The organism is Herbaspirillum sp. alder98, assembly GCF_020179755.1.
In the GTDB taxonomy this organism is placed as follows: Bacteria; Pseudomonadota; Gammaproteobacteria; order Burkholderiales; family Burkholderiaceae_D; genus Herbaspirillum.
This window is the reverse complement of sequence record NZ_JAIUCY010000008.1, coordinates 82,899-101,495: the sequence shown is the minus strand read 5'-3', so window position 1 is coordinate 101,495 and position 18,597 is coordinate 82,899. Positions and strand designations below refer to the sequence as shown.

16 protein-coding genes are annotated in these 18,597 nt (G+C 63.4%); 1 reads left to right on the top strand and 15 read right to left on the bottom strand.

Annotation, left to right across the window (positions count from 1 at the left end; all coding sequences use genetic code 11):
- Positions 1 to 42 precede the first annotated feature (42 nt).
- The 8 genes from der to ndk form a co-directional block, all read right to left on the bottom strand.
- Positions 43 to 1,383 carry a ribosome biogenesis GTPase Der gene (gene der, locus LBW87_RS17820; protein ID WP_225202807.1) on the bottom strand — a complete coding sequence of 447 codons (1,341 nt, stop codon included), beginning with the start codon at positions 1,381 to 1,383 and terminating at the stop codon, positions 43 to 45.
- Positions 1,384 to 1,401: 18 nt separating this feature from the next.
- Positions 1,402 to 2,598, bottom strand: coding sequence for an outer membrane protein assembly factor BamB (bamB, locus tag LBW87_RS17815; protein ID WP_225202806.1), 1,197 nt, complete (start codon positions 2,596 to 2,598; stop codon positions 1,402 to 1,404).
- Between the two features lie 106 nt (positions 2,599 to 2,704).
- The gene (locus LBW87_RS17810) at positions 2,705 to 3,349 is read right to left on the bottom strand and encodes a YfgM family protein (RefSeq protein WP_225202805.1); all 645 of its coding nucleotides are present in this window, start codon (positions 3,347 to 3,349) and stop codon (positions 2,705 to 2,707) included.
- A gap of 59 nt (positions 3,350 to 3,408) precedes the next feature.
- On the bottom strand, positions 3,409 to 4,794 hold the full coding sequence (gene hisS, locus LBW87_RS17805; protein ID WP_225202804.1) for a histidine--tRNA ligase: 1,386 nt from the start codon (positions 4,792 to 4,794) through the stop codon (positions 3,409 to 3,411).
- A gap of 76 nt (positions 4,795 to 4,870) precedes the next feature.
- Entirely contained in the window at positions 4,871 to 6,133 is a 1,263-nt protein-coding gene (gene ispG, locus LBW87_RS17800) for a flavodoxin-dependent (E)-4-hydroxy-3-methylbut-2-enyl-diphosphate synthase (RefSeq protein WP_225202803.1), read from the bottom strand.
- A gap of 6 nt (positions 6,134 to 6,139) precedes the next feature.
- Positions 6,140 to 7,228: a helix-turn-helix domain-containing protein gene (locus LBW87_RS17795; RefSeq protein ID WP_225202802.1), complete on the bottom strand. Its 1,089-nt coding sequence runs from the start codon at positions 7,226 to 7,228 to the stop codon at positions 6,140 to 6,142.
- Between the two features lie 111 nt (positions 7,229 to 7,339).
- The gene (rlmN, locus tag LBW87_RS17790) at positions 7,340 to 8,512 is read right to left on the bottom strand and encodes a 23S rRNA (adenine(2503)-C(2))-methyltransferase RlmN (RefSeq protein WP_225202801.1); all 1,173 of its coding nucleotides are present in this window, start codon (positions 8,510 to 8,512) and stop codon (positions 7,340 to 7,342) included.
- Positions 8,513 to 8,605: 93 nt separating this feature from the next.
- Positions 8,606 to 9,031, bottom strand: a complete 426-nt coding sequence (gene ndk / locus LBW87_RS17785; RefSeq protein ID WP_225202800.1) for a nucleoside-diphosphate kinase — start codon at positions 9,029 to 9,031, stop codon at positions 8,606 to 8,608.
- Positions 9,032 to 9,267: 236 nt separating this feature from the next.
- On the opposite strand from ndk, the gene LBW87_RS17780 reads away from it, so the two are divergent.
- Positions 9,268 to 9,960, top strand: coding sequence for a Bax inhibitor-1/YccA family protein (locus LBW87_RS17780; RefSeq protein WP_225202799.1), 693 nt, complete (start codon positions 9,268 to 9,270; stop codon positions 9,958 to 9,960).
- An 84-nt stretch (positions 9,961 to 10,044) separates the two neighbouring features.
- Here the strand turns inward: LBW87_RS17780 and rlmD are convergent, their stop codons facing one another.
- From rlmD to LBW87_RS17745, 7 genes are all read right to left on the bottom strand, one after another.
- On the bottom strand, positions 10,045 to 11,403 hold the full coding sequence (gene rlmD, locus LBW87_RS17775; RefSeq protein WP_225202798.1) for a 23S rRNA (uracil(1939)-C(5))-methyltransferase RlmD: 1,359 nt from the start codon (positions 11,401 to 11,403) through the stop codon (positions 10,045 to 10,047).
- A gap of 116 nt (positions 11,404 to 11,519) precedes the next feature.
- Positions 11,520 to 12,575 (bottom strand): RNA polymerase sigma factor RpoS, encoded by a 1,056-nt coding sequence (gene rpoS / locus LBW87_RS17770; RefSeq protein WP_225202797.1) that lies wholly within the window; start codon positions 12,573 to 12,575, stop codon positions 11,520 to 11,522.
- 3 nt (positions 12,576 to 12,578) lie between these two features.
- Complete coding sequence (locus LBW87_RS17765; protein WP_225202796.1) at positions 12,579 to 13,553, bottom strand: peptidoglycan DD-metalloendopeptidase family protein; 975 nt, start codon at positions 13,551 to 13,553, stop codon at positions 12,579 to 12,581.
- Between the two features lie 101 nt (positions 13,554 to 13,654).
- Positions 13,655 to 14,623: a protein-L-isoaspartate(D-aspartate) O-methyltransferase gene (locus tag LBW87_RS17760; protein ID WP_225202795.1), complete on the bottom strand. Its 969-nt coding sequence runs from the start codon at positions 14,621 to 14,623 to the stop codon at positions 13,655 to 13,657.
- Entirely contained in the window at positions 14,620 to 15,357 is a 738-nt protein-coding gene (surE, locus tag LBW87_RS17755) for a 5'/3'-nucleotidase SurE (RefSeq protein ID WP_225202794.1), read from the bottom strand. Before surE ends, LBW87_RS17760 begins: the two co-directional genes overlap by 4 nt.
- An 85-nt stretch (positions 15,358 to 15,442) precedes the next feature.
- Positions 15,443 to 16,396 (bottom strand): flagellar brake protein, encoded by a 954-nt coding sequence (locus LBW87_RS17750; RefSeq protein ID WP_225202793.1) that lies wholly within the window; start codon positions 16,394 to 16,396, stop codon positions 15,443 to 15,445.
- A gap of 6 nt (positions 16,397 to 16,402) precedes the next feature.
- Positions 16,403 to 18,544: an ATP-dependent DNA helicase gene (locus LBW87_RS17745; RefSeq protein WP_225202792.1), complete on the bottom strand. Its 2,142-nt coding sequence runs from the start codon at positions 18,542 to 18,544 to the stop codon at positions 16,403 to 16,405.
- Positions 18,545 to 18,597: the final 53 nt, after the last annotated feature.

Sequence of the window (18,597 nt, the reverse complement as noted above, 5' to 3'; positions counted from 1 at the left end):
TGACCACCGAAACCATTACTCAAATAAAAGCGTTATTTTCGACTACTTTTCTCTGGAGAACGGATTCTTTCCTGAGCGGAACTCGATACGCAGTGGAGTGCCAACCAGAGAGAAAGTTTCACGGAAATGTTTTTCCAGATAACGTTTGTAGTTATCGTTGATGGCATCCAGCGCATTGCCGTGAATGACCACCACCGGCGGATTCTGACCGCCCTGGTGCGCGTAGCGCAGCTTGGGACGGATCGATCCCTTGCGCGGCGGCTGTTGATGCTCCACGGCCTGCTCCAGCGCGCGCGTCAGGCGCGGCGTGCTGAGATTGGCGGTGGCAGCGGCGTACGCCGAGTTGATCGACTTCATCACCGGGCCGATACCGCTGTTCTTGAGCGCCGAGACAAAGTGCGTATTGGCAAATGACAAGAAGTTAAGCTTACGATCGATATCGTTCTTGATCGCATCGCGCTGATCGCTTTGCAAGCCGTCCCATTTGTTCACGCCCACCACCAGGGCACGCCCCGATTCGAGGATGAAGCCGGCGATGTGGGCGTCCTGCTCGGAAATATCCTGCTGGGCGTCCAGCAGCAGCAGCACCACATTGGCGTCCGAGATCGACTGCAAGGTCTTGACCACCGAGAACTTCTCGATCGCCTCGAACACCTTACCGCGACGCCGAATGCCGGCGGTGTCGATCAGCGTGTATTGCTGGCCGTCGCGCTCGAACGGGATCTCGATCGAGTCGCGCGTGGTGCCCGGCATGTCGAAGGCGATCACGCGCTCTTCGCCCAGCAGGGTATTGACCAGCGTCGACTTGCCCACATTGGGACGACCGACGATGGCGATCTTGATGCCGCGCACCTTGTCTTCCGGCTCGGGTTCAGGCTCCGGCCGGTTGGCCTCGACCACGTTGAGCGCCTCTTCGACCAGGTCGGCCACGCCATCGCCATGGGCCGCCGAAATCACGTAGGGGTCGCCCATGCCGAGTTCGTAGAAGTCGGCAGTCACGGCGGTGTACTTCATGCCCTCGGACTTGTTGACCACCAGCAGCACCGGACGACCGCACTTGCGCAGGAAATCGGTAATGGTCTTGTCGTGCGGGGTGAGGCCCTGGCGGCCGTCGACGATGAACACCACCACGTCGGCCTCGACCACTGCCTGCTTGGTCTGCTTGGCCATCTCGTGCATGATGCCTTCTTTGGCCACCGGCTCGAATCCACCGGTATCGATCACCAGGAACGGGCGTTCGCCAACCCGGCCTTCGCCGTAATGTCGATCGCGCGTCAGGCCAGGCAAATCCGCCACCAGCGCGTCGCGGCTGCGGGTGAGCCGATTGAACAACGTCGATTTGCCGACGTTGGGGCGGCCTACAAGTGCAATTACCGGTTTCATTTCAAATTCACTTCAATTTCACTCGGTCGCGATAGCTACCACGGATCCCGAGCGGGTCTGGAAAACCACCGTCTCCCCGGCATTGACCGGAGGAGCCTGGATGGGACTGCCATCGCTGGACACGCGTGCCACGAAGGTACCATCTTCCCGTGACAGGAAGTGGATATATCCCTCGAAGTCACCCACGGCCACCGCGCGGCTGGTGGCGATCGGGCTCGACAGCTGGCGATTCTTGAGGCGCTCGTTGCGCCACACTACGGCACCGGTGTCGCGTGCGAATTCGGTGACCACGCCACCGATGTCGGCGGCGTAGACGTTGCTGTCGTCGAGCGTGACGCCGACGTCGCTGGAGAAGTCCTTGATCCAGCGCACATTGCCGTTAAGCAAATCGAAGCAGCCGATGCGGCCCTGGTAGGCCACCGCGCAGATATCGCGCGAACCCAGTGCCGGCACGCCGGAAACATCGGAAATACGTTCCAGTTCGGTGGTGCCACGCGGGTCGCCTACCGGCACTTCCCAGCGCGGACCGCCATTGTTCAAGGCCAGGGCCGACAGGCGACCGCCCGGCAGCGCCACGAAGGCTGTCTGCGAACCGATCACGATGCCAGGCGCGTTGCGCAACGTCAGCGATGGCACGTTGCGCTGGACCATCCAGCGGCGGGCGCCGCTATCGGCGTCATACGCCGTCACGCGGTTATCGATACTGCGCACCACCACCAGGCCCTCGCCCACGGCCGGGGCCGACAGCACTTCGCTGGAGGCTTGCGCCTTCCAGGTTGGCTTGCCGGCGCCGTCATAGGCCTGGATCATGCCCTTCTCGCCCACCACCACCACGGTGCTGCCGTCGGTACCGACACCGGCCGTCAGCGGGATCTCGTTGCGTACGCGCCAGACGGTCTGGCCGGTCTGGGCATTGATGCGCACCAGGCTGCCATCGGCGCCTGCAGCGAACACGCTCCCGGCCGCATAGGCTGGCGTGAAGTTGAAGTTGCCGGCCTTGCCGACCGACACGTTCCAGGCGGTCTTGACGCGCAGCTTCTGGGCGAACTCGACCAGCGGCGCCGGTGGATTGGGGTCCTTCTTGCCAGAAAACCAGGCGCAGCCCGACAACGACACCAGAGCCGCTACGGCGGCCAGTTTCAAAACCAGCTTGCCGGCGTTACGGGAGCCGGCAAAGGATGTTGCCTTGGCAGCAAACGCTGTCGCACTACGCATGTTGTCTTTCCTCTAAGCGATGGATGGGTTCGCGACGGGGTGACGGTCAATTGGCCCCGGCACGGACGCCCTGGGTGCTGCAAGGACGTCCGGTATTCATGCCTGGTCAGGCCGTCGGGGCGTCGCCACCGATGGCATCGAGCTTGATCTGGATCAGTTGCCGGCCCGGATCCTTGGCTTCGGTCTTCTCGAGCGCCAGCTTGTAGGCAGCGCGCGCATCATCACGCTTGCCCTGCGCCAGCAATACGTCGCCGCGACGGTCGGCAATGGCGCCGGCGAAAGTGGCCGGATAGTCGCCCGACAATACCTTCAGCGCTTCATCGTAGGCCTTGACGTCCAGCAGCACACCCGCCAGGCGCACTGCCGCAATCGCCTTGTACTCGGCGCCGCGACCATGGTCGATCACCCACTGCAGCTGTTTCTTGGTGGTCTCGACGTCATTGGCCTCGAAGGCCGACTTGGCGGCTACCAGGGCGCTCATGCCCGCATAGGCCGAACCCGAGAACTTGTCCTGGATGTCATTGGCGGCGCGCTGCACCTTGGCGTTATCACCGGCCAGCAGCGACTTCTGCTGCTCTTCGTACAGCACCGATGCCTGCGCCGACTGGCGGCTCTGATAGGTATTCCAGCCGGTCCAGCCCGCATACGCGGCCAGCACGATGATCAGGGTCCAGGTCACCAGGGCGCCGTACTTCGCCCACCAGGCCTTGATGGAGTCGAGCTGTTCTTGTTCTTCGAGATCGTATGCCATTTATCTAATTCAGTATCTGATGTCGTTGACGATGGATGGAAAGCAGCGAACCCCGGGGTTCACGGGTGGTAGTGCACGTGCTCGTGGCCATGACCGTGGTCATGGTCGTGATCGCCCACGATCTGGTCCACGATATAGTCGACCACGCCGTCGAAGGCCAGGCTGCTCTGGTTGGAGCGACCTTCGGTTGCCTCGGCGCCCTCGCCCGCCGGCGCTTCGCGCAGGTGCTTGACGGTGGCGGTACCGGCCTTGACTTCGTCCTCGCCGATGATCACGGCAAATGCGGCACCGCTGCCGTCGGCACGTTTCATCTGTGCCTTGAAGCTGCCGCCGCCGTTGGCCGATGCGCAATGTAGCACAACATCGAGCCCGGCAGTCCGCAAACGCTCTGCCAGTACAAAAGATTGCATTTGTGCATCTTCACCCTGATGCACCAGATAGACGTCGCACTGGTTGGGCGCGTACTGCTCGCCACTGGCCTTCATCAGTTCCAGCAGACGCTCCACGCCCATGGCAAAACCACAGGCCGGGGTCGGCTTGCCGCCGAACATCTCGACCAGCGGATCATAGCGACCGCCGCCGCACACCGTGCCCTGCGAACCCAGTTGGTCGGTGACCCACTCGAACACGGTACGGTTGTAGTAATCCATGCCGCGCACCAGGCGCGGATTGATCGTGAATGGCACATTGTTGTGACGCAGGATCTTCTGCACGCCCTCGAAATGCGCCAGCGATTCCTCGCCCAGGTAATCGAGCAGCTTGGGAGCGGCATTGACCATCTCCTGCATGGCTGGATTCTTGGTATCGAGAATGCGCAGCGGGTTGGCATGCAGGCGACGCTGGGCATCGGCGTCGAGCAGGTCCTGGTGCTGTTCGAAATAGGCGATCAGATCGGCGCGATGGCGATTGCGTTCTTCGGCGTCGCCAATCGAATTGAGTTCCAGGCGGATGTTTTCCAGGCCCAGGTCATCCCACAGGCGCTGGCACATCATGATCAGTTCGGCATCGATATCGGGACCGGTGAAACCGACCGCTTCGGCGCCGACCTGGTGGAACTGGCGATAGCGACCGCGCTGCGGGCGCTCGTGACGGAACATCGGGCCGACGTACCACAGGCGCTTGGGGCCGTCATAGGTCAGGTTGTGCTCGAGCGCGGCGCGCACCACGCCCGCGGTATTCTCGGGGCGCAGCGTCAGGTTGTCGCCGTTCATCGAATCGGTGAAGGAATACATTTCCTTCTCGACAATGTCGGTCACCTCGCCCAGGCCGCGCTTGAACAGCGCCGTCGGTTCGACGATGGGCGTGCGGATCTGCTGGAAACCGTAGCTCTTGAGCACCGAATGCACGGTGTTTTCGAACAGTTCCCACAAGGGCGCATCGGCGGGCAGGATATCGTTCATGCCCTTGACGCCGACGATCTTCTCGACTTTCTTTTGTTCTGACATACCGGGTCCGGAAAATGTTGTCTTCGTTTCAAAATGGCGCCGCCGGCGCATGCCAGCAGCGCGCTGCGGGGCAGGCTCAGGCCGACGGGTTCTGGCCGTAATGCGACTGGACGTAGTCCAGCACGATGCCCTGGAATTCTTCGGCGATACGTTCGCCGCGCAGGGTCATCCGCTTTTCGCCATCGATGAATACCGGCGCGGCCGGCGATTCGCCGGTGCCGGGCAGGCTGATGCCGATGTTGGCGTGCTTCGATTCGCCGGGGCCGTTGACGATGCAGCCCATGACGGCCACGTTCATGCTCTCCACGCCCGGATACTTGCCCTTCCAGGCCGGCATCTGCTCGCGCAGGTAGGTCTGGATCTTGTCGGCCAGGTCCTGGAACACGGTCGAGGTGGTGCGGCCGCAGCCCGGGCAGGCAATCACCATCGGCGTAAATTTGCGCAAGCCCATGGTTTGCAGGATCTCTTGTCCCACCACCACTTCGCGGGTGCGGTCGCCACCCGGTTCTGGCGTGAGCGAGATGCGGATGGTGTCGCCGATGCCTTCCTGCAGCAGCACCGACAGCGCCGCCGTCGAGGCCACGATGCCCTTGCTGCCCATGCCGGCCTCGGTCAGGCCGAGGTGCAACGGGTAATCGCAACGACGCGCCAGTTCGCGGTACACGGCAATCAGGTCCTGCACGCCGGACACCTTGCACGACAGGATGATCTTGTCGCGCCCCAGGCCCAGCTCTTCGGCCCGCACGGCGTTCTCGATGGCCGACGTCACCAGCGCCTCGTACATGACCGCCTGGGCCGACCAGGGTTCTGCGCGGCCGGCATTCTCGTCCATGATGCGGGCCAGCAGCGCCTGGTCCAGGCTGCCCCAGTTGACGCCGATACGCACCGGTTTGTCGTACTTGCAGGCAACCTCGATCATCTGCGCATACTGGGTGTCGCGCTTGGCGCCCTTGCCCACGTTGCCGGGGTTGATGCGGTACTTCGAGAGCGCCCGGGCGCAATCGGGATATTCGGTCAGCAGCGTGTGGCCGTTGTAGTGGAAATCCCCCACCAGCGGCACGTCCACCCCCATGCGGTCGAGCTGTTCGCGAATGGCCGGCACCGCAGCGGCGGCCTCGGGCGAATTCACGGTCAGGCGCACGATCTCGGAGCCGGCGCGCGCTAGCTCCTTGATCTGGATCGCAGTCCCGATGGCGTCGGCGGTATCGGTATTGGTCATCGACTGCACCATCACCGGCGCACCGCCACCGACGACGATTTCACGCGCGCCGTGGCTGATTACCACGCGGCGACTCTGGCGACGCGAAAGGGGGCCGGATGCGATCGGGGAATTGGACATGACAGATCAGTTCAGATTCAGACGGGCGACATTATTGCCACTGCCGGATTTCAGTTCCAGCGGCTTGCCGCGCAGCGTTGCGTCCACGCCGGCGGCGTTGCCGACCACCAGCACGCTGGCGTCAGCCACATCGAAGGCTTCGGTGGTACCAGCCTTGAGCAGGCGCGAGATGATGGTGGTCTTGTCGGCGCGACGGATTTCAACCCACGAGTCTTCGCGGAAGGTCAGGCGCAACAGGTCGCGACTGTTGACGATGTTCAAGCCACTGGGAACACCGGCATCAGTGTTGGCGACAGGTGCAGACGCGGGCGCGGGCGCGGCCGGGGCGGCGCTGGCCGACGGTGCGGTAGCCGGCACCGAAGCCGATGGCGTGGCTGGCACGATCGCGCTCGGGGTTGCCGCGGCAGGCGCAGGCGCCGCAGGTGCCGGGGTCGGCTCGATCACGGCACTGGCATTGTTGCCGGCCGACGATGGCTCGACGGCTTCGACTCGCGCGTTCACGGGCGTGTCCGAGGATGCATCGGTGGCCGGAGCAGGCTCACCGGTCACACCGGCATCGACCGTACTGGCATCGGCCGGGTGCGGCTTGAGCCAGGCCAGTTGCGGCACGTCGCTGCCAAGACCGGTCCAGTGCACGGCGGCGGCGCCGACCACGGCGGCCAGCACCAGCGCACCGATGACGAAGGTCGCCGGCGACGTACCGCCGCGATTGGCCAGCATCATGGCCGGCAGCGGGCCTTCCGAAAATGGGGTCGACAGCGAATGCTGGGGCACGATGTGGTCGCGCTGGGCCACCGGTGAGTCCTTTGGCATGCCGGCGATGACGGCGTCGGCATCGAGCCCGAGCGCCTTGGCGTAGCTGCGCACGAATCCGCGCGCCACGGCCAGGCCAGGCAAGGCGGCATAGTTATCGGTCTCGATGGCGTGCACCTGGCGCGGCGCCAGCTTGACCAGGCTGGCGGCCTGCTCGATGGTCCAACCCTTCTTCTGGCGTTGCTCGGCCAGCACAGCACCCGGCAATGGAATCGCCGGCGATTGAGGCACCGAACCGCCCTCTTGCGATGACGGCACCTCATTCATTTGCTGATCACTCATCAATGCTCCACGTGAAAAAGCTTTTTTTAAAACCGGCTGTGGCCGGATTCTTCTGGAGCGCCCCGACGCCGCGCCCACAACGCGGCTGCCAGGACTTCGACCTAGATGCCGTCACCCGGATATCTCCACGATGCGACCGAAGTCGCGACCGAACTTTTCCTGGTACTCGGCCATCTTCTGCATGCGTTCCTGCACCCGGGTGCGGTCCTTGACCTCACCGGCCAACTGGCCGCAGGCAGCATCGATATCGTCACCGCGCGTCTTGCGGATGGTGGTGACGATACCGGCATCCATCAGTATCTGGGCGAAGGCCTTGATGCGCGGGTTGTGCGAACGCTTCAGGCCCGACTCCGGGAAAGGATTGAAGGGAATCAGGTTGAACTTGCACGAAATCGCGGTTTCGCCCTGAGTGACCAGTTCGATCAGCTCGCGGGCATTGACGTCGGAATCATTGACGCCGTCCAGCATGCAATATTCGAAGGTGATGAAATCGCGCGGGGCGAACTCGAGGTAGCGCTTGCACGCCGCCATCAGTTCGCGCAGCGGATGCTTGCGATTGAGTGGAATGAGCGAGTCGCGCAGCGCATCGTTGGAGGCATGCAGCGACACCGCCAGCGCCACCGGGCATTCTTGCGACAGGCGGTCGATCATCGGCACCACGCCGGAGGTTGACAAGGTAACGCGCCGGCGCGACAGGCCGTAGGCGTTATCGTCGAGCATCAGGCGCAGGGCGGTGACGGTTGGCTCGAAATTGAGCAACGGCTCACCCATGCCCATCATCACCACATTGGTAATCTGGCGCTCGCCCTTGGGACCGGGTTCGATGCCCTTGGTGCGACGCAATTCGAACTCCGCCATCCACAACTGACCGATGATCTCGGCCACGCTGAGGTTGCGGTTGAAGCCTTGCTTGCCGGTCGAGCAGAAACGGCAATTGACAGCACAGCCCGCCTGCGTCGAAACGCACAGCGTGCCGCGATTTTCTTCGGGAATGAATACGGCCTCGACCGCATTGCCCTGCCCCACGTCCACCAGCCATTTGCGGGTGCCGTCGGTAGAGGTATGGTCGCTGATGATGGCCGGCGCGCGAACTTCGGCGCGGGTCTTGAGCTTGTCGCGCAGCGACTTGGCCAGATCGGTCATCTGGTCGAAATCGCCGACGCCGAACTGGTGGATCCAACGTTGTAATTGCTTTGCGCGAAACGGCTTCTCACCCAACTCGCCGCAGTAAGCGACGAGTTGCGCGGGATCCATATCCAGCAAATTGGTGAGAGCAGTAGTCATAACGCTTTCGGTCGGGTCAAGGCAGGAAGGTACGGCGAAAGTGCCGCGCCGCTTCCTGCTCGGGCCATGGCAACCGACAAAAACAGGTACAGATTAACGCGAATAGACGTTCAGTGCCGGGAAGAAATAAGCGATCTCGCCCTTGGCAGTTTCTTCAGCGTCCGAACCGTGCACGGCATTGGCATCGATCGAATCGGCGAAATCGGCGCGGATAGTGCCCTTTTCTGCCTTCTTCGGATCGGTAGCGCCCATCAGGTCGCGGTTCTTCAGGATCGCGCCTTCGCCTTGCAGCACCTGGATCACGACCGGACCCGAGATCATGAAGTCAACCAGGTCCTTGAAGAAAGGACGCTCGCGGTGCACAGCGTAGAAGCCTTCGGCTTCGGCGCGCGACAGTTGAGCCATGCGCGAAGCAACGATCTTCAGGCCGGCGTTTTCGAAGCGGCTGTAGATCTGACCGATAACATTCTTGGCCACTGCGTCAGGCTTGATGATGGACAGGGTGCGTTCAATTGCCATAAGAAAAACTCCAATAAAAATAAAGGCTTAAAGCCATTAATTGATAATTCGATGAACCTTGTATTTTAGCATGAAACCATTAAATAACATGGCAATTCACACATCAAGCACGCGCCGATGACAACTCGCCAGTTGGCCGCTGCAGCAAGCAACGAATCAGCACGAGTGACAACTTGTCGTTATTGGGTGTTGTCATGCTATGCTGTGACTCGCATTTCAACGCATTTGGAGGACAAATGAACCAACATCTGGACACTACTTTCGGCCATTCGACTGCCAATGCGGTCAGTCGCAACCGCGTGCTGCGCAATACCTACTGGCTGCTGGCATTGTCGATGATCCCGACCGTGCTGGGCGCCTGGCTGGGCGTACAGTTCAATTTCAGCCTGTTTGCCGGCAGCCCCATGATCGGCTTCGTGCTGTTCCTGGCGATTGCGTTCGGCTTCTTCTACGCCATCGAAAAAACCAAGAATTCCGGGCTCGGCGTGGTCGTGCTGCTGGGCTTCACCTTCTTCATGGGCCTGATGCTGTCGCGCCTGATCCAATACACGCTGGGCTATTCCAACGGCGGCGCATTGATCATGACGGCCTTCGGCGGCACCGCAGTGATCTTCGGCGCCATGGCCACCATCGCCACCGTATCCAAGCGCGACTTCTCGGGCATGGGCAAGTGGCTGTTCGTGGGCGTGCTGGTGATCCTGGTGGCGGCAGTGGCCAATATGTTCCTGCAGATGCCGGTACTGCAACTGGTCATCTCGACCATCGCCATCGGCATCTTCTCGGCCTACATCCTGTACGACGTGCAGCAAGTGGTCAACGGCGGCGAAACCAATTACATCTCGGCAACATTGTCAATCTATCTGGACGTCTACAACGTCTTCGTGAATCTGCTCTCGCTGCTGGGTATCCTGGGCGGCAACCGGGACTGACATTATTTCTGTATCAACAAAAAACCGGCTCGCTTGAGCCGGTTTTTTTATGCGCCGGACAACGCTGCCCAACCCGCGCCGGCATCAGGCCAGGTCGAACACGGCAATCGACTCGACATGCGCCGTATGCGGGAACATGTTGACCACCCCCGCGTAGTTGAGCGTGTACCCGCCCTGATGCACCAGCATGCCGGCGTCGCGCGCCAGCGTGGCCGGGTTGCACGACACGTAGACGATGCGGCGCGGCTTCAGGTGCTGATGCTCCGGCGGCAATTCGACCAGCGCCCGGCAGACCTCCTGCGCGCCCTCGCGCGGCGGGTCGATCAGCATGCGGTCGAACTTGCCCAACGCGACGAAATCCTCTGGCTTGGCCTCGAACAGGTTGCGGCAATGAAAGCTGGTTTTCGCGTCCACGCCATTGACCTTGGCGTTTTCAAGGGCGCGGGTGGTCAGGGCGGTACTGCCCTCGATCCCCACCACTTCGCGCGCCTGGGTGGCGATGGGCAATGTGAAATTGCCCAGGCCGCAGAACAGGTCCGCCACGCGCTCGTGCGGCTGCACGTCCAGCAGGCGCAAGGCGCGCGCCACCAGCACCCGGTTGATCTGGTGATTGACCTGGGTAAAGTCGGTGGGCTTGAACGGCATCCGGATGCCGAATTCAGGCAAGGTGTATTGCAATTGCGACGTCGGCGGGTAGAACGGCGTGGCACTCTCCGGCCCCTTCGACTGCAACCACCACTGGATGTCATGGCGGTCGGCGAACGCCTTGAGCAAGGTCTCATCGGCCGCGCTGGGCGGCGCCATCACGCGCAGCACCAGCACCGTGACCTTGGCGCCGTTGTCGCCCTCGCCCACGGCCAGCTCCATCTGCGGCACGCTGTCGCGAATCGACAGCGCGGCGACCAGCTCGCGCAGCGGCACCAGGATGGCCGAGACATTCGGCGGCAGCACATCGCAGGTCTTCATGTCGACGATGTAGATCGAGCGCTTCTCGTGAAAGCCCACCAGCACGCCACCCTTCTTGGGTACATTGCGCACCGAGATGCGGGCCCGGTAGCGATAACCCCAGGTCGGCCCGTAGACCGGGCGCAACATCACCCCGGCGCGGGTCTTGCCGATATGCCACAGGTTGTCTTCGAGGATGCGCTGCTTCATGGCGACCTGCGCTGCCGGCTCCAGGTGCTGCATGGCGCAGCCGCCGCAGGTATCGAAATAGTCGCAGCGGGGCACCGTGCGCTGCGACGATTCGCGGTGCAGCGCGGTCATGTTGGCGGCTTCCCAGCGCGCCTTCTTGCGAAACGAACTGAAGCTGACGCGTTCGCCGGGCAATGCGCCCTCGACGAAGATCACCTTGCCGGGCGACCCGTCTTCGTTATGAAGATGGCCGACGCCACGACCGTCCATGTCGAGCGATTTGATATCTATGATGGGATCTTGTTGCATGAAGGAAACTGCGCGGTGGGACCCGGAGGTCCGCTGCCAAAAAGAAAAGCGCTATTGTCCGCGATCCGGCAGCCGGAGGAAAGCGCCACACCCGAAGGTGTGTCGTTTCGGTCGAATCAGAACAAGGCGTCGCGCCCTACGCCACGCGCCGTCAGCAGCCGCTTGAGCTTGACCAGCGCCTCTTGCTGCACCTGGCGCACCCGCTCGCGGGTGATGCCCATTTCACCGGCCAGTTGTTCGAGGGTCGAAGGATCGTCGTTATCGAGCCCGAAGCGACGCGCCACCACCACCCGCTGCTTCTCGGTCAGGCCCTTGAGCCATTCGCGGATCAGCAGCGCCATTTCATGGGTTTCGGCACGCGTATCGGGATGTTCTTCGACCGCGCTGGGCAGCAGATCCATCAGGCTGGCCTGGGGATCGTTGTCGAGCGGGGTATCGAGCGAGGCGGCGTGCTCCGACAGGGCCAGCACGTCCTGCACTTCTTCGACCGGGCGCTCGACCAGGTGCGCGATATCCTCGGCGCTGGCGTCGCGCCCATTGCGCTGTTGCGCCTCAAGGTGGTATTTGGCGCGCAGGATCTGGTTCAGTTCGCGCACCATGTGCACCGGCAGGCGCACGGTGCGGGCCTGGTTCATGATGGCCCGCTCGATGCTCTGGCGGATCCACCAGGTGGCGTAGGTCGAAAAACGAAAGCCGCGCTCGGGCTCGAACTTGTCGATGGCGCGCATCAGGCCGAGGTTGCCCTCTTCGATCAGGTCCAGCAAGGCCACGCCGCGATTGATGTAGTGCTTGGCGATCGACACCACCAGCCGCAGGTTGTGTTCGATCATCTTCTGCCGGGCCTCGAACTCGCCCTGCTTGGCCAGGGTCGCGAAATGCAGTTCTTCAGCTGCCGTCAGGAGCGGCTTGGCGCCGATCTTGTTGAGGTAATGCTGGGTGGTGTCGGTGGAGAGCTCGGCGGCCAGCACCTTCTTGAGTTCTTCGGCGCCGCCGGAGGCTGCACGCTCGCCCTGGCCGCCCTCGCCGTCCTGTGCGCCATCAGCATCGAGCGCATCAAGGGCGGCGGGATCGCCATCAATCACTTCCGGTTCGTCGACCTCATCAATGGGTTCGTCTATGTCCTCGTGGCGAGGATCCTGGTCCGGCTGGTGATCGGGGCGATTGCCTGTCATAAGCTAACGTGGCGGTAAGTATTTAGCGGGATCGACAGGCTTACCCTGTTGACGGATTTCAAAGTGCAGTTTCACGCTATCGCTGTCCGAATTGCCCATCTCTGCGATTTTCTGCCCCTTGGTAACGCTTTGCCCTTCCTTGACCAGAATGGTCTTGTTATGCGCATACGCCGACAACAGGTTGTTGGTGTGCTTGATGATCACCAGGTTGCCGTAGCCACGAATGCCGCTGCCGGCATACATGATCTTGCCCGCACCTGCGGCCATCACCGCCTGGCCCGACTTGCCTGCAATATCGACGCCCTTCTTGCCGCCTTCGTAGGTGCCCACGACCTTACCTTCGGCCGGCCACATCCAGCTCACGCCTTCATCTTCGCTGGCCGCACCGGCGGCCGTCGCCGGCTTCTCGGCCGCATGGGGCTGCTCGGCCTTGGGCGCCGCCGGCGCTGCTGCCACGGCAGGCGCTGTCGCCGCATCCGGCCGTTCGAGTTCGGCCAGGGCGCTATCGGAATAGGCCCGCTTGTCGCCACGCGGGCCGGTCTTGTTACCGCCCGCCGCCGCAGTAGCTGCCGGCGCCGTGCCAGGTGCACCCAGCGGCTTGACTTCGATGCCGCCTGCCTGCGTCGGCGTCACCATAGCCGTCTGCGCCGGCCCGGTGCCGGCACGATCAGGCGGGGCTACCCGCAGCACCTGATCGACCTTGATGTCGTTCGGGTTGGTCAGGTTGTTCCAGGCCACCAGATCGCGATAACTTTGTCCGACCTCCAGCGCAATACGATAAAGCGTATCGCCCTTCTTGACGGTGTAATAACCGGGTCCGGACGGCACCGCGGCAGCAGCAGCGGCCACCGGAGCAGTCTCGACCGGCTTGGCAGTGTTGGTGGTACGTTCGACCACCGGCGCCTGATTGGGTGTCGAGCTGCAAGCAGCCAGGATACCGACGACGCCCCCCAGGACAGCCAAACGAATTTTGTTCATGCTCTTACAGTAAATTTTATACAACGCTAGTGGACCCGCCACCAGCGACAGAAGTTCATCCGCAACGACGGGCCCGCGCGGGCCGTCATGATATTTAGTTATTACACCGTACCCGGCCGCAGCGGCACGAAATGACATTGCTCCAGCGTCGAGCGTCGCCAATCGCGTTGTCCGGTGCGTTCGATCAATTCCAGCACCTGCTGACGCTCACCCACCGGCGCCACCAGCCGGCCACCGATGGCCAGTTGCTCGAGCAGGGCCTGCGGTACTTCCAGGCCCGCTGCTGCCAGGATGATGCCGTCGAACGGCGCCACCTGAGGCAGGCCAAGCATACCATCTCCGTAGTGCAAGCGGATATTGGCCACGCGCAATGGCCGCAGGTTGGTCTTGGCCAATTCGTGCAGCGGCTTGATGCGCTCGATCGAATAGACTTCGGTGGCCACCCGCGACAGCACCGCGGCCTGATAGCCGCAACCGGTGCCGATCTCCAGCACCCGGTCCAGGCGCCCGCCATGGCGATTCTCACGCATGATCTCGATCATGCGCGCCACGATGTAGGGCTGCGAAATGGTCTGGTGATGGCCGATCGGCAGGGACGCATCGATATAGGCCTGGCTGGCCAGCCCCGGCTCGACGAACATGTGGCGCGGCACCGCCTCGAGCGCCGCCAGCACCTTGGCGTCGGCCACGCCCTGCTTGGCCACCCGCGCCACCATGGCGCGGCGCACCGCCTCCGAGGCCAGCGGCGAAGGATGATTGGAGCTGTTGGTCTGGGTCACGCTCATGACATTGCGCACCGCCGTCTTGGGCACCGGACGCGCACTCAACAGTGGCTGCTGTTGCGGCGGCAGGTTGCGCGGCGCCGCCGGCGCCCGCAATGCCTGCGACAGCCCCTGCTGCAGCGGCGTCAGCGCATTGCGCTGCTCGGCGGCCCGTTGCGAGGACTGCGCGGCGTTCTTGGCCGCGGTCTGAGTCGTGGCCTGCGGACGACCGTGGCCGGCATTGCCGGTCTTCTTCTTGTCTACCACCGATGACAGGGTCAGCGGAAAGCGGCTTTGCTTGTCGCTCATGCGAGCGCTTTCTTCAGGTTGTCGAGTTGAGCGGCGTGGGTCAGGTCGATCTGCAGCGGCGTGATCGAGATGAAGCCGTTGGCGGTCGCGTGGAAATCGGTCCCCTCGCCGCCATCGCGCGCCTGGCCGGCCGGGCCGATCCAGTAAAGGTCGCGCCCGTGCGGGTCAGTCAACTTGTGGACCGGCTCCGACATGTGGCGCTTGCCCAGGCGGGTAGCGACCGGGCCGCGCAACTGGTCGTAAGGCAAATTGGGGATGTTGACGTTGAGCAGATAAGGCCTGGGCAAGGCGTCGAACTGGCGCTGCACCACTTCACGGGCGACCCGGGCGGCGCTCTTGAGCTCGTCCCAGCCCTTGTGCATCTGCGAAAAGGCGATCGCCGGGATCCCGAACAGGAAGCCCTCGGTGGCCGCGGCCACGGTACCGGAATAGAGCGTGTCGTCGCCCATGTTCTGGCCCTGGTTGATGCCCGACACGATCAGGTCCGGGCGCTCGGTGAGCAACCCGGTCAACGCCACATGCACGCAATCCGAAGGCGTGCCATTCAGATAATAAAAACCATTGGCGGCCTGCTCGACCCACAGCGGCCGGTCCAGCGTAAGCGAATTGGAGCTGCCGGAACGGTTGCTGTCGGGCGCGACGACGGTGATGTCGGCGATCGGCGCGAGCGCCTCGGCCAGGGCGATGATGCCGGGCGCAAGATAACCGTCGTCGTTGCTGATCAGGATTTTCATGGGCTGCATTTTAACCGATGCCAGGGTCCCCGATTGCAGCGCGACAGCACAATCTCGCGTGGTTTTACGGCGGCATGCCGCCAGGCTATTCCTGCGCGCTCAGTTCCTGGTAGACATAGGCCGACAGCACCAGCCGGTCGCGCGCTGGCAATTGCGCAAATTCGATACCGTACTTGAGCCAGCCGGGGTCGCCCAGCGATTCCACGGTGCGCAACACCACCGGCAGGTCCAGCCCGAGTTGCTGGTCGGCGATGCCCGCCACGAACGACAGCTTGCCGACCGCCCCCTTCTGGGGCGCGCTCTGGGACGCCAGCGGCGGCGCCACCAGCGACGCCCCGCCCAGGCTCAGGTCGATCACGCTGGCCGGCAACGGATGGGCCGCGCCGAAGGTCAGGAAACCCTCGGCCCCCACCGGCACCCGCATATCCTGCCGGATCACGGTGCAGCGCACCTCGCGTGGGCTCGACAGGTGCATGTAGGCGAACGGCGCCTGCTGGTTCTTTAGCAATTGCGCCGAGAACGCATACGCGCGCTTGCCGGCCAGCGCCCGCACCACGAAAGCCTGGCCCTCGCGGATGAATAATTGCTTACCCTCCTTCACCGGCACGCTGACCATGATGCTCTTGCCCGGGATCACGCCCAGCAGGGTCACGCTGAAGCGTTGGGCGGCGTCTTCCTTGAACTGCAGCCACAGGCTGTCGCCCATCTGCCAGCGCACCTCGTCGAGGGCGATCACGCTCTCGGCGCCGCGCACCGACGCCGATGGCTTCAGCGGCGGCTTCTTGCCCATGCCCAGTTTCTTGCGCAGCACGTCGCGCGCCTGCGGCAGCGGCACCGACATGGTGTCCGGCTCGCTGACCCAGTTGGCGTTTCGGTACAAGCCGTTGGCGACCAGCCCTTCAAGCTGGGCCTGGGTCTCGACCACGGTGCCGCGCGCCAGCAGCAGTTCGCCGGCTTCGTTATAGATCGGCCAGGGCGCGGGGCGGCCCAGCATCAGTTCGGAGGCGCGCACCGGCACCAGGGAAGTCAGGCTGGACATGGCGTGCTAGGCCTCGGGAATGACGGGTTCGATAATAGTGCCGGCCTTGATGGCGGCCTGCCGCAGGAAGAAGTCCTGCACCACCGACAACTCGCGGGTGCGCTTGAACGGCGGCAGGCTCTGCCAGATACGGCGGCCGTAGTTCTTGGTGATCAGGCGCGGGTCGCAGATCATCAGCACGCCACGGTCGCCCTCATCGCGGATCAGGCGTCCGGCGCCCTGCTTGAGGGTGATGATGGCGGCCGGCAACTGATGGTGCACGAAGCCGTTGAGGCCCTGCTTTTCCATCTCGCTGATGCGGGCCGCCAGCACCGGGTCATCGGGTGGCGAAAACGGCAGCTTGTCGATGATCACCAGCGACAGCGCATCGCCCCGCACGTCCACCCCTTCCCAGAAACTCTGGCTGCCGATCAGCACGCCGTTGCCCGAAGCCCGGAAGCGATCCAGCAGTTCGGTGCGCCCGGCCTCGCCCTGCACGAACAGCGGATACGGCAGCTGGCGCTCGGCGAATTCGGTGCGCAATCGCTCGGCGGCGCGATTGACCGCGCGCAATGTGGTGCACAGGAAGAAGCAGCGACCACCGGCCGATTCGATCGCCGGCAGCGCCGCATCCAGCACGGCGTCGGTGTATTCGAATGAATTGGGTTGCGGCAGGTTCGGCGGCACGTACAGCAAACCCTGCTGTTCGTAGTCGAACGGGCTGGGCCAGGAATGGGCCGGCTCGTTCCACAACCCCATCTGCGCCGCATAGTGGTTGAAGTCGCGCTTCACGGCCAGCGTGGCCGAGGTGAAGATCCAGGCGCGCGGGCTGCCTTCGCGCTGTTTGTTGAAGATCGGCGCGATCGACAGCGGCGTGCGATGCAACTGCAGCGACGAGGCAAACGCCTCCACCCACAGCACATAGAATTGCCGCCCCTCCCCGGCCGCCTCGGCGACCTCGGCCGGCACGCCCGCAGTGGCTTTGGTGGCGTTGGTGACTTCAACAGCGTCGGCCGCCTTGGCCACCTTCGCCGCGCGCGCCGTCTTGGCGCCGGCCTGCGGATCGTTCCAGGCTTCCAGCTGGCGCAGTATCTCGACCGCCCGGTCGCGGCACTGTTCGATGGTCTCGGCCCGTTCGGCCTGCTTGTCGAGCACTGCGATCATGTCGTCCAAGCTGTCCATCAGCGTCTGCAACGACGGAAAGAAAGTGCTGGACGCGGCGATCTGGTTCACCGCCAGGCGGATCGAGTCCTCGGGAAACACCAGCCGCAGATCGCGTGCGGCACGCTCGACGGTGGCCACCAGGCGCGCCCAGTCGGCGCCATCGCGCGCATGCGACAAGCCCTCGGCCAGCACGTCGCGGCACAACTCCAGCACCTGCGAGGTCGACACCGTCTCGCCGAAGAACAGGGTCGCGGTCTCGGGCAACTGGTGCGCTTCGTCGAAGATGACGGTGTTGGCCGTGGGCAGCAGCTCGGCCACGCCGGTGTCCTTGAGTGCCACATCGGCAAAGAACAGGTGGTGATTGACCACCACCACATCGGCTTGCTGGGCCTCCTTGCGGGCCTTCATGACGAAGCAATCCTGGTAATACTGGCAGTCGGCGCCGAAGCAGGTGTCACGCGTGGACGTCACCAGGTTCCATACCGATGCGGTCTCGGGCACCGCCGTCAGCTCGGCCTTGTCGCCCGTGGTGGTGGTCTTCATGAAGCGCGAGATGTCGCGCAGGTAGCCGACATCTTCGCGCGCCGTCAGGCGACCGTTCTGCAGCGTGCGTTCGAGGTGGTAATGGCACAGGTAATTGGAACGTCCCTTGAGCAGCGCCACCGACACGGGCGCGGCCAGGGCCTTTCGTACAGTGGGGATGTCGCGCTTGAAGAGCTGGTCCTGCAGGGTCTTGGTGCCGGTCGAGACAATCACCTTGCCGCCCCACAGCAGCGCCGGGACCAGGTAGGCGAAGGTCTTGCCGGTGCCGGTGCCGGCTTCGGCGATCAGGGTGCCCTGGTTGGCGATGGCGGCGGCAATCGCCTTGGCCATGGCGGTCTGGGCATGGCGCGGCCGGTAGCTGCCGACTGCGCCGCCAAGCGGTCCGCCGGCGCCGAACAGTCGATCGATCTCGGCATCATGAATACCGGGTGCCTCCGGTGCGACCTCTTCTGGAACAATCACTGCGACAAGCCTGTAGGAATAAAAACGCAAGAGGACCGGCGCGCAGCCGGTCC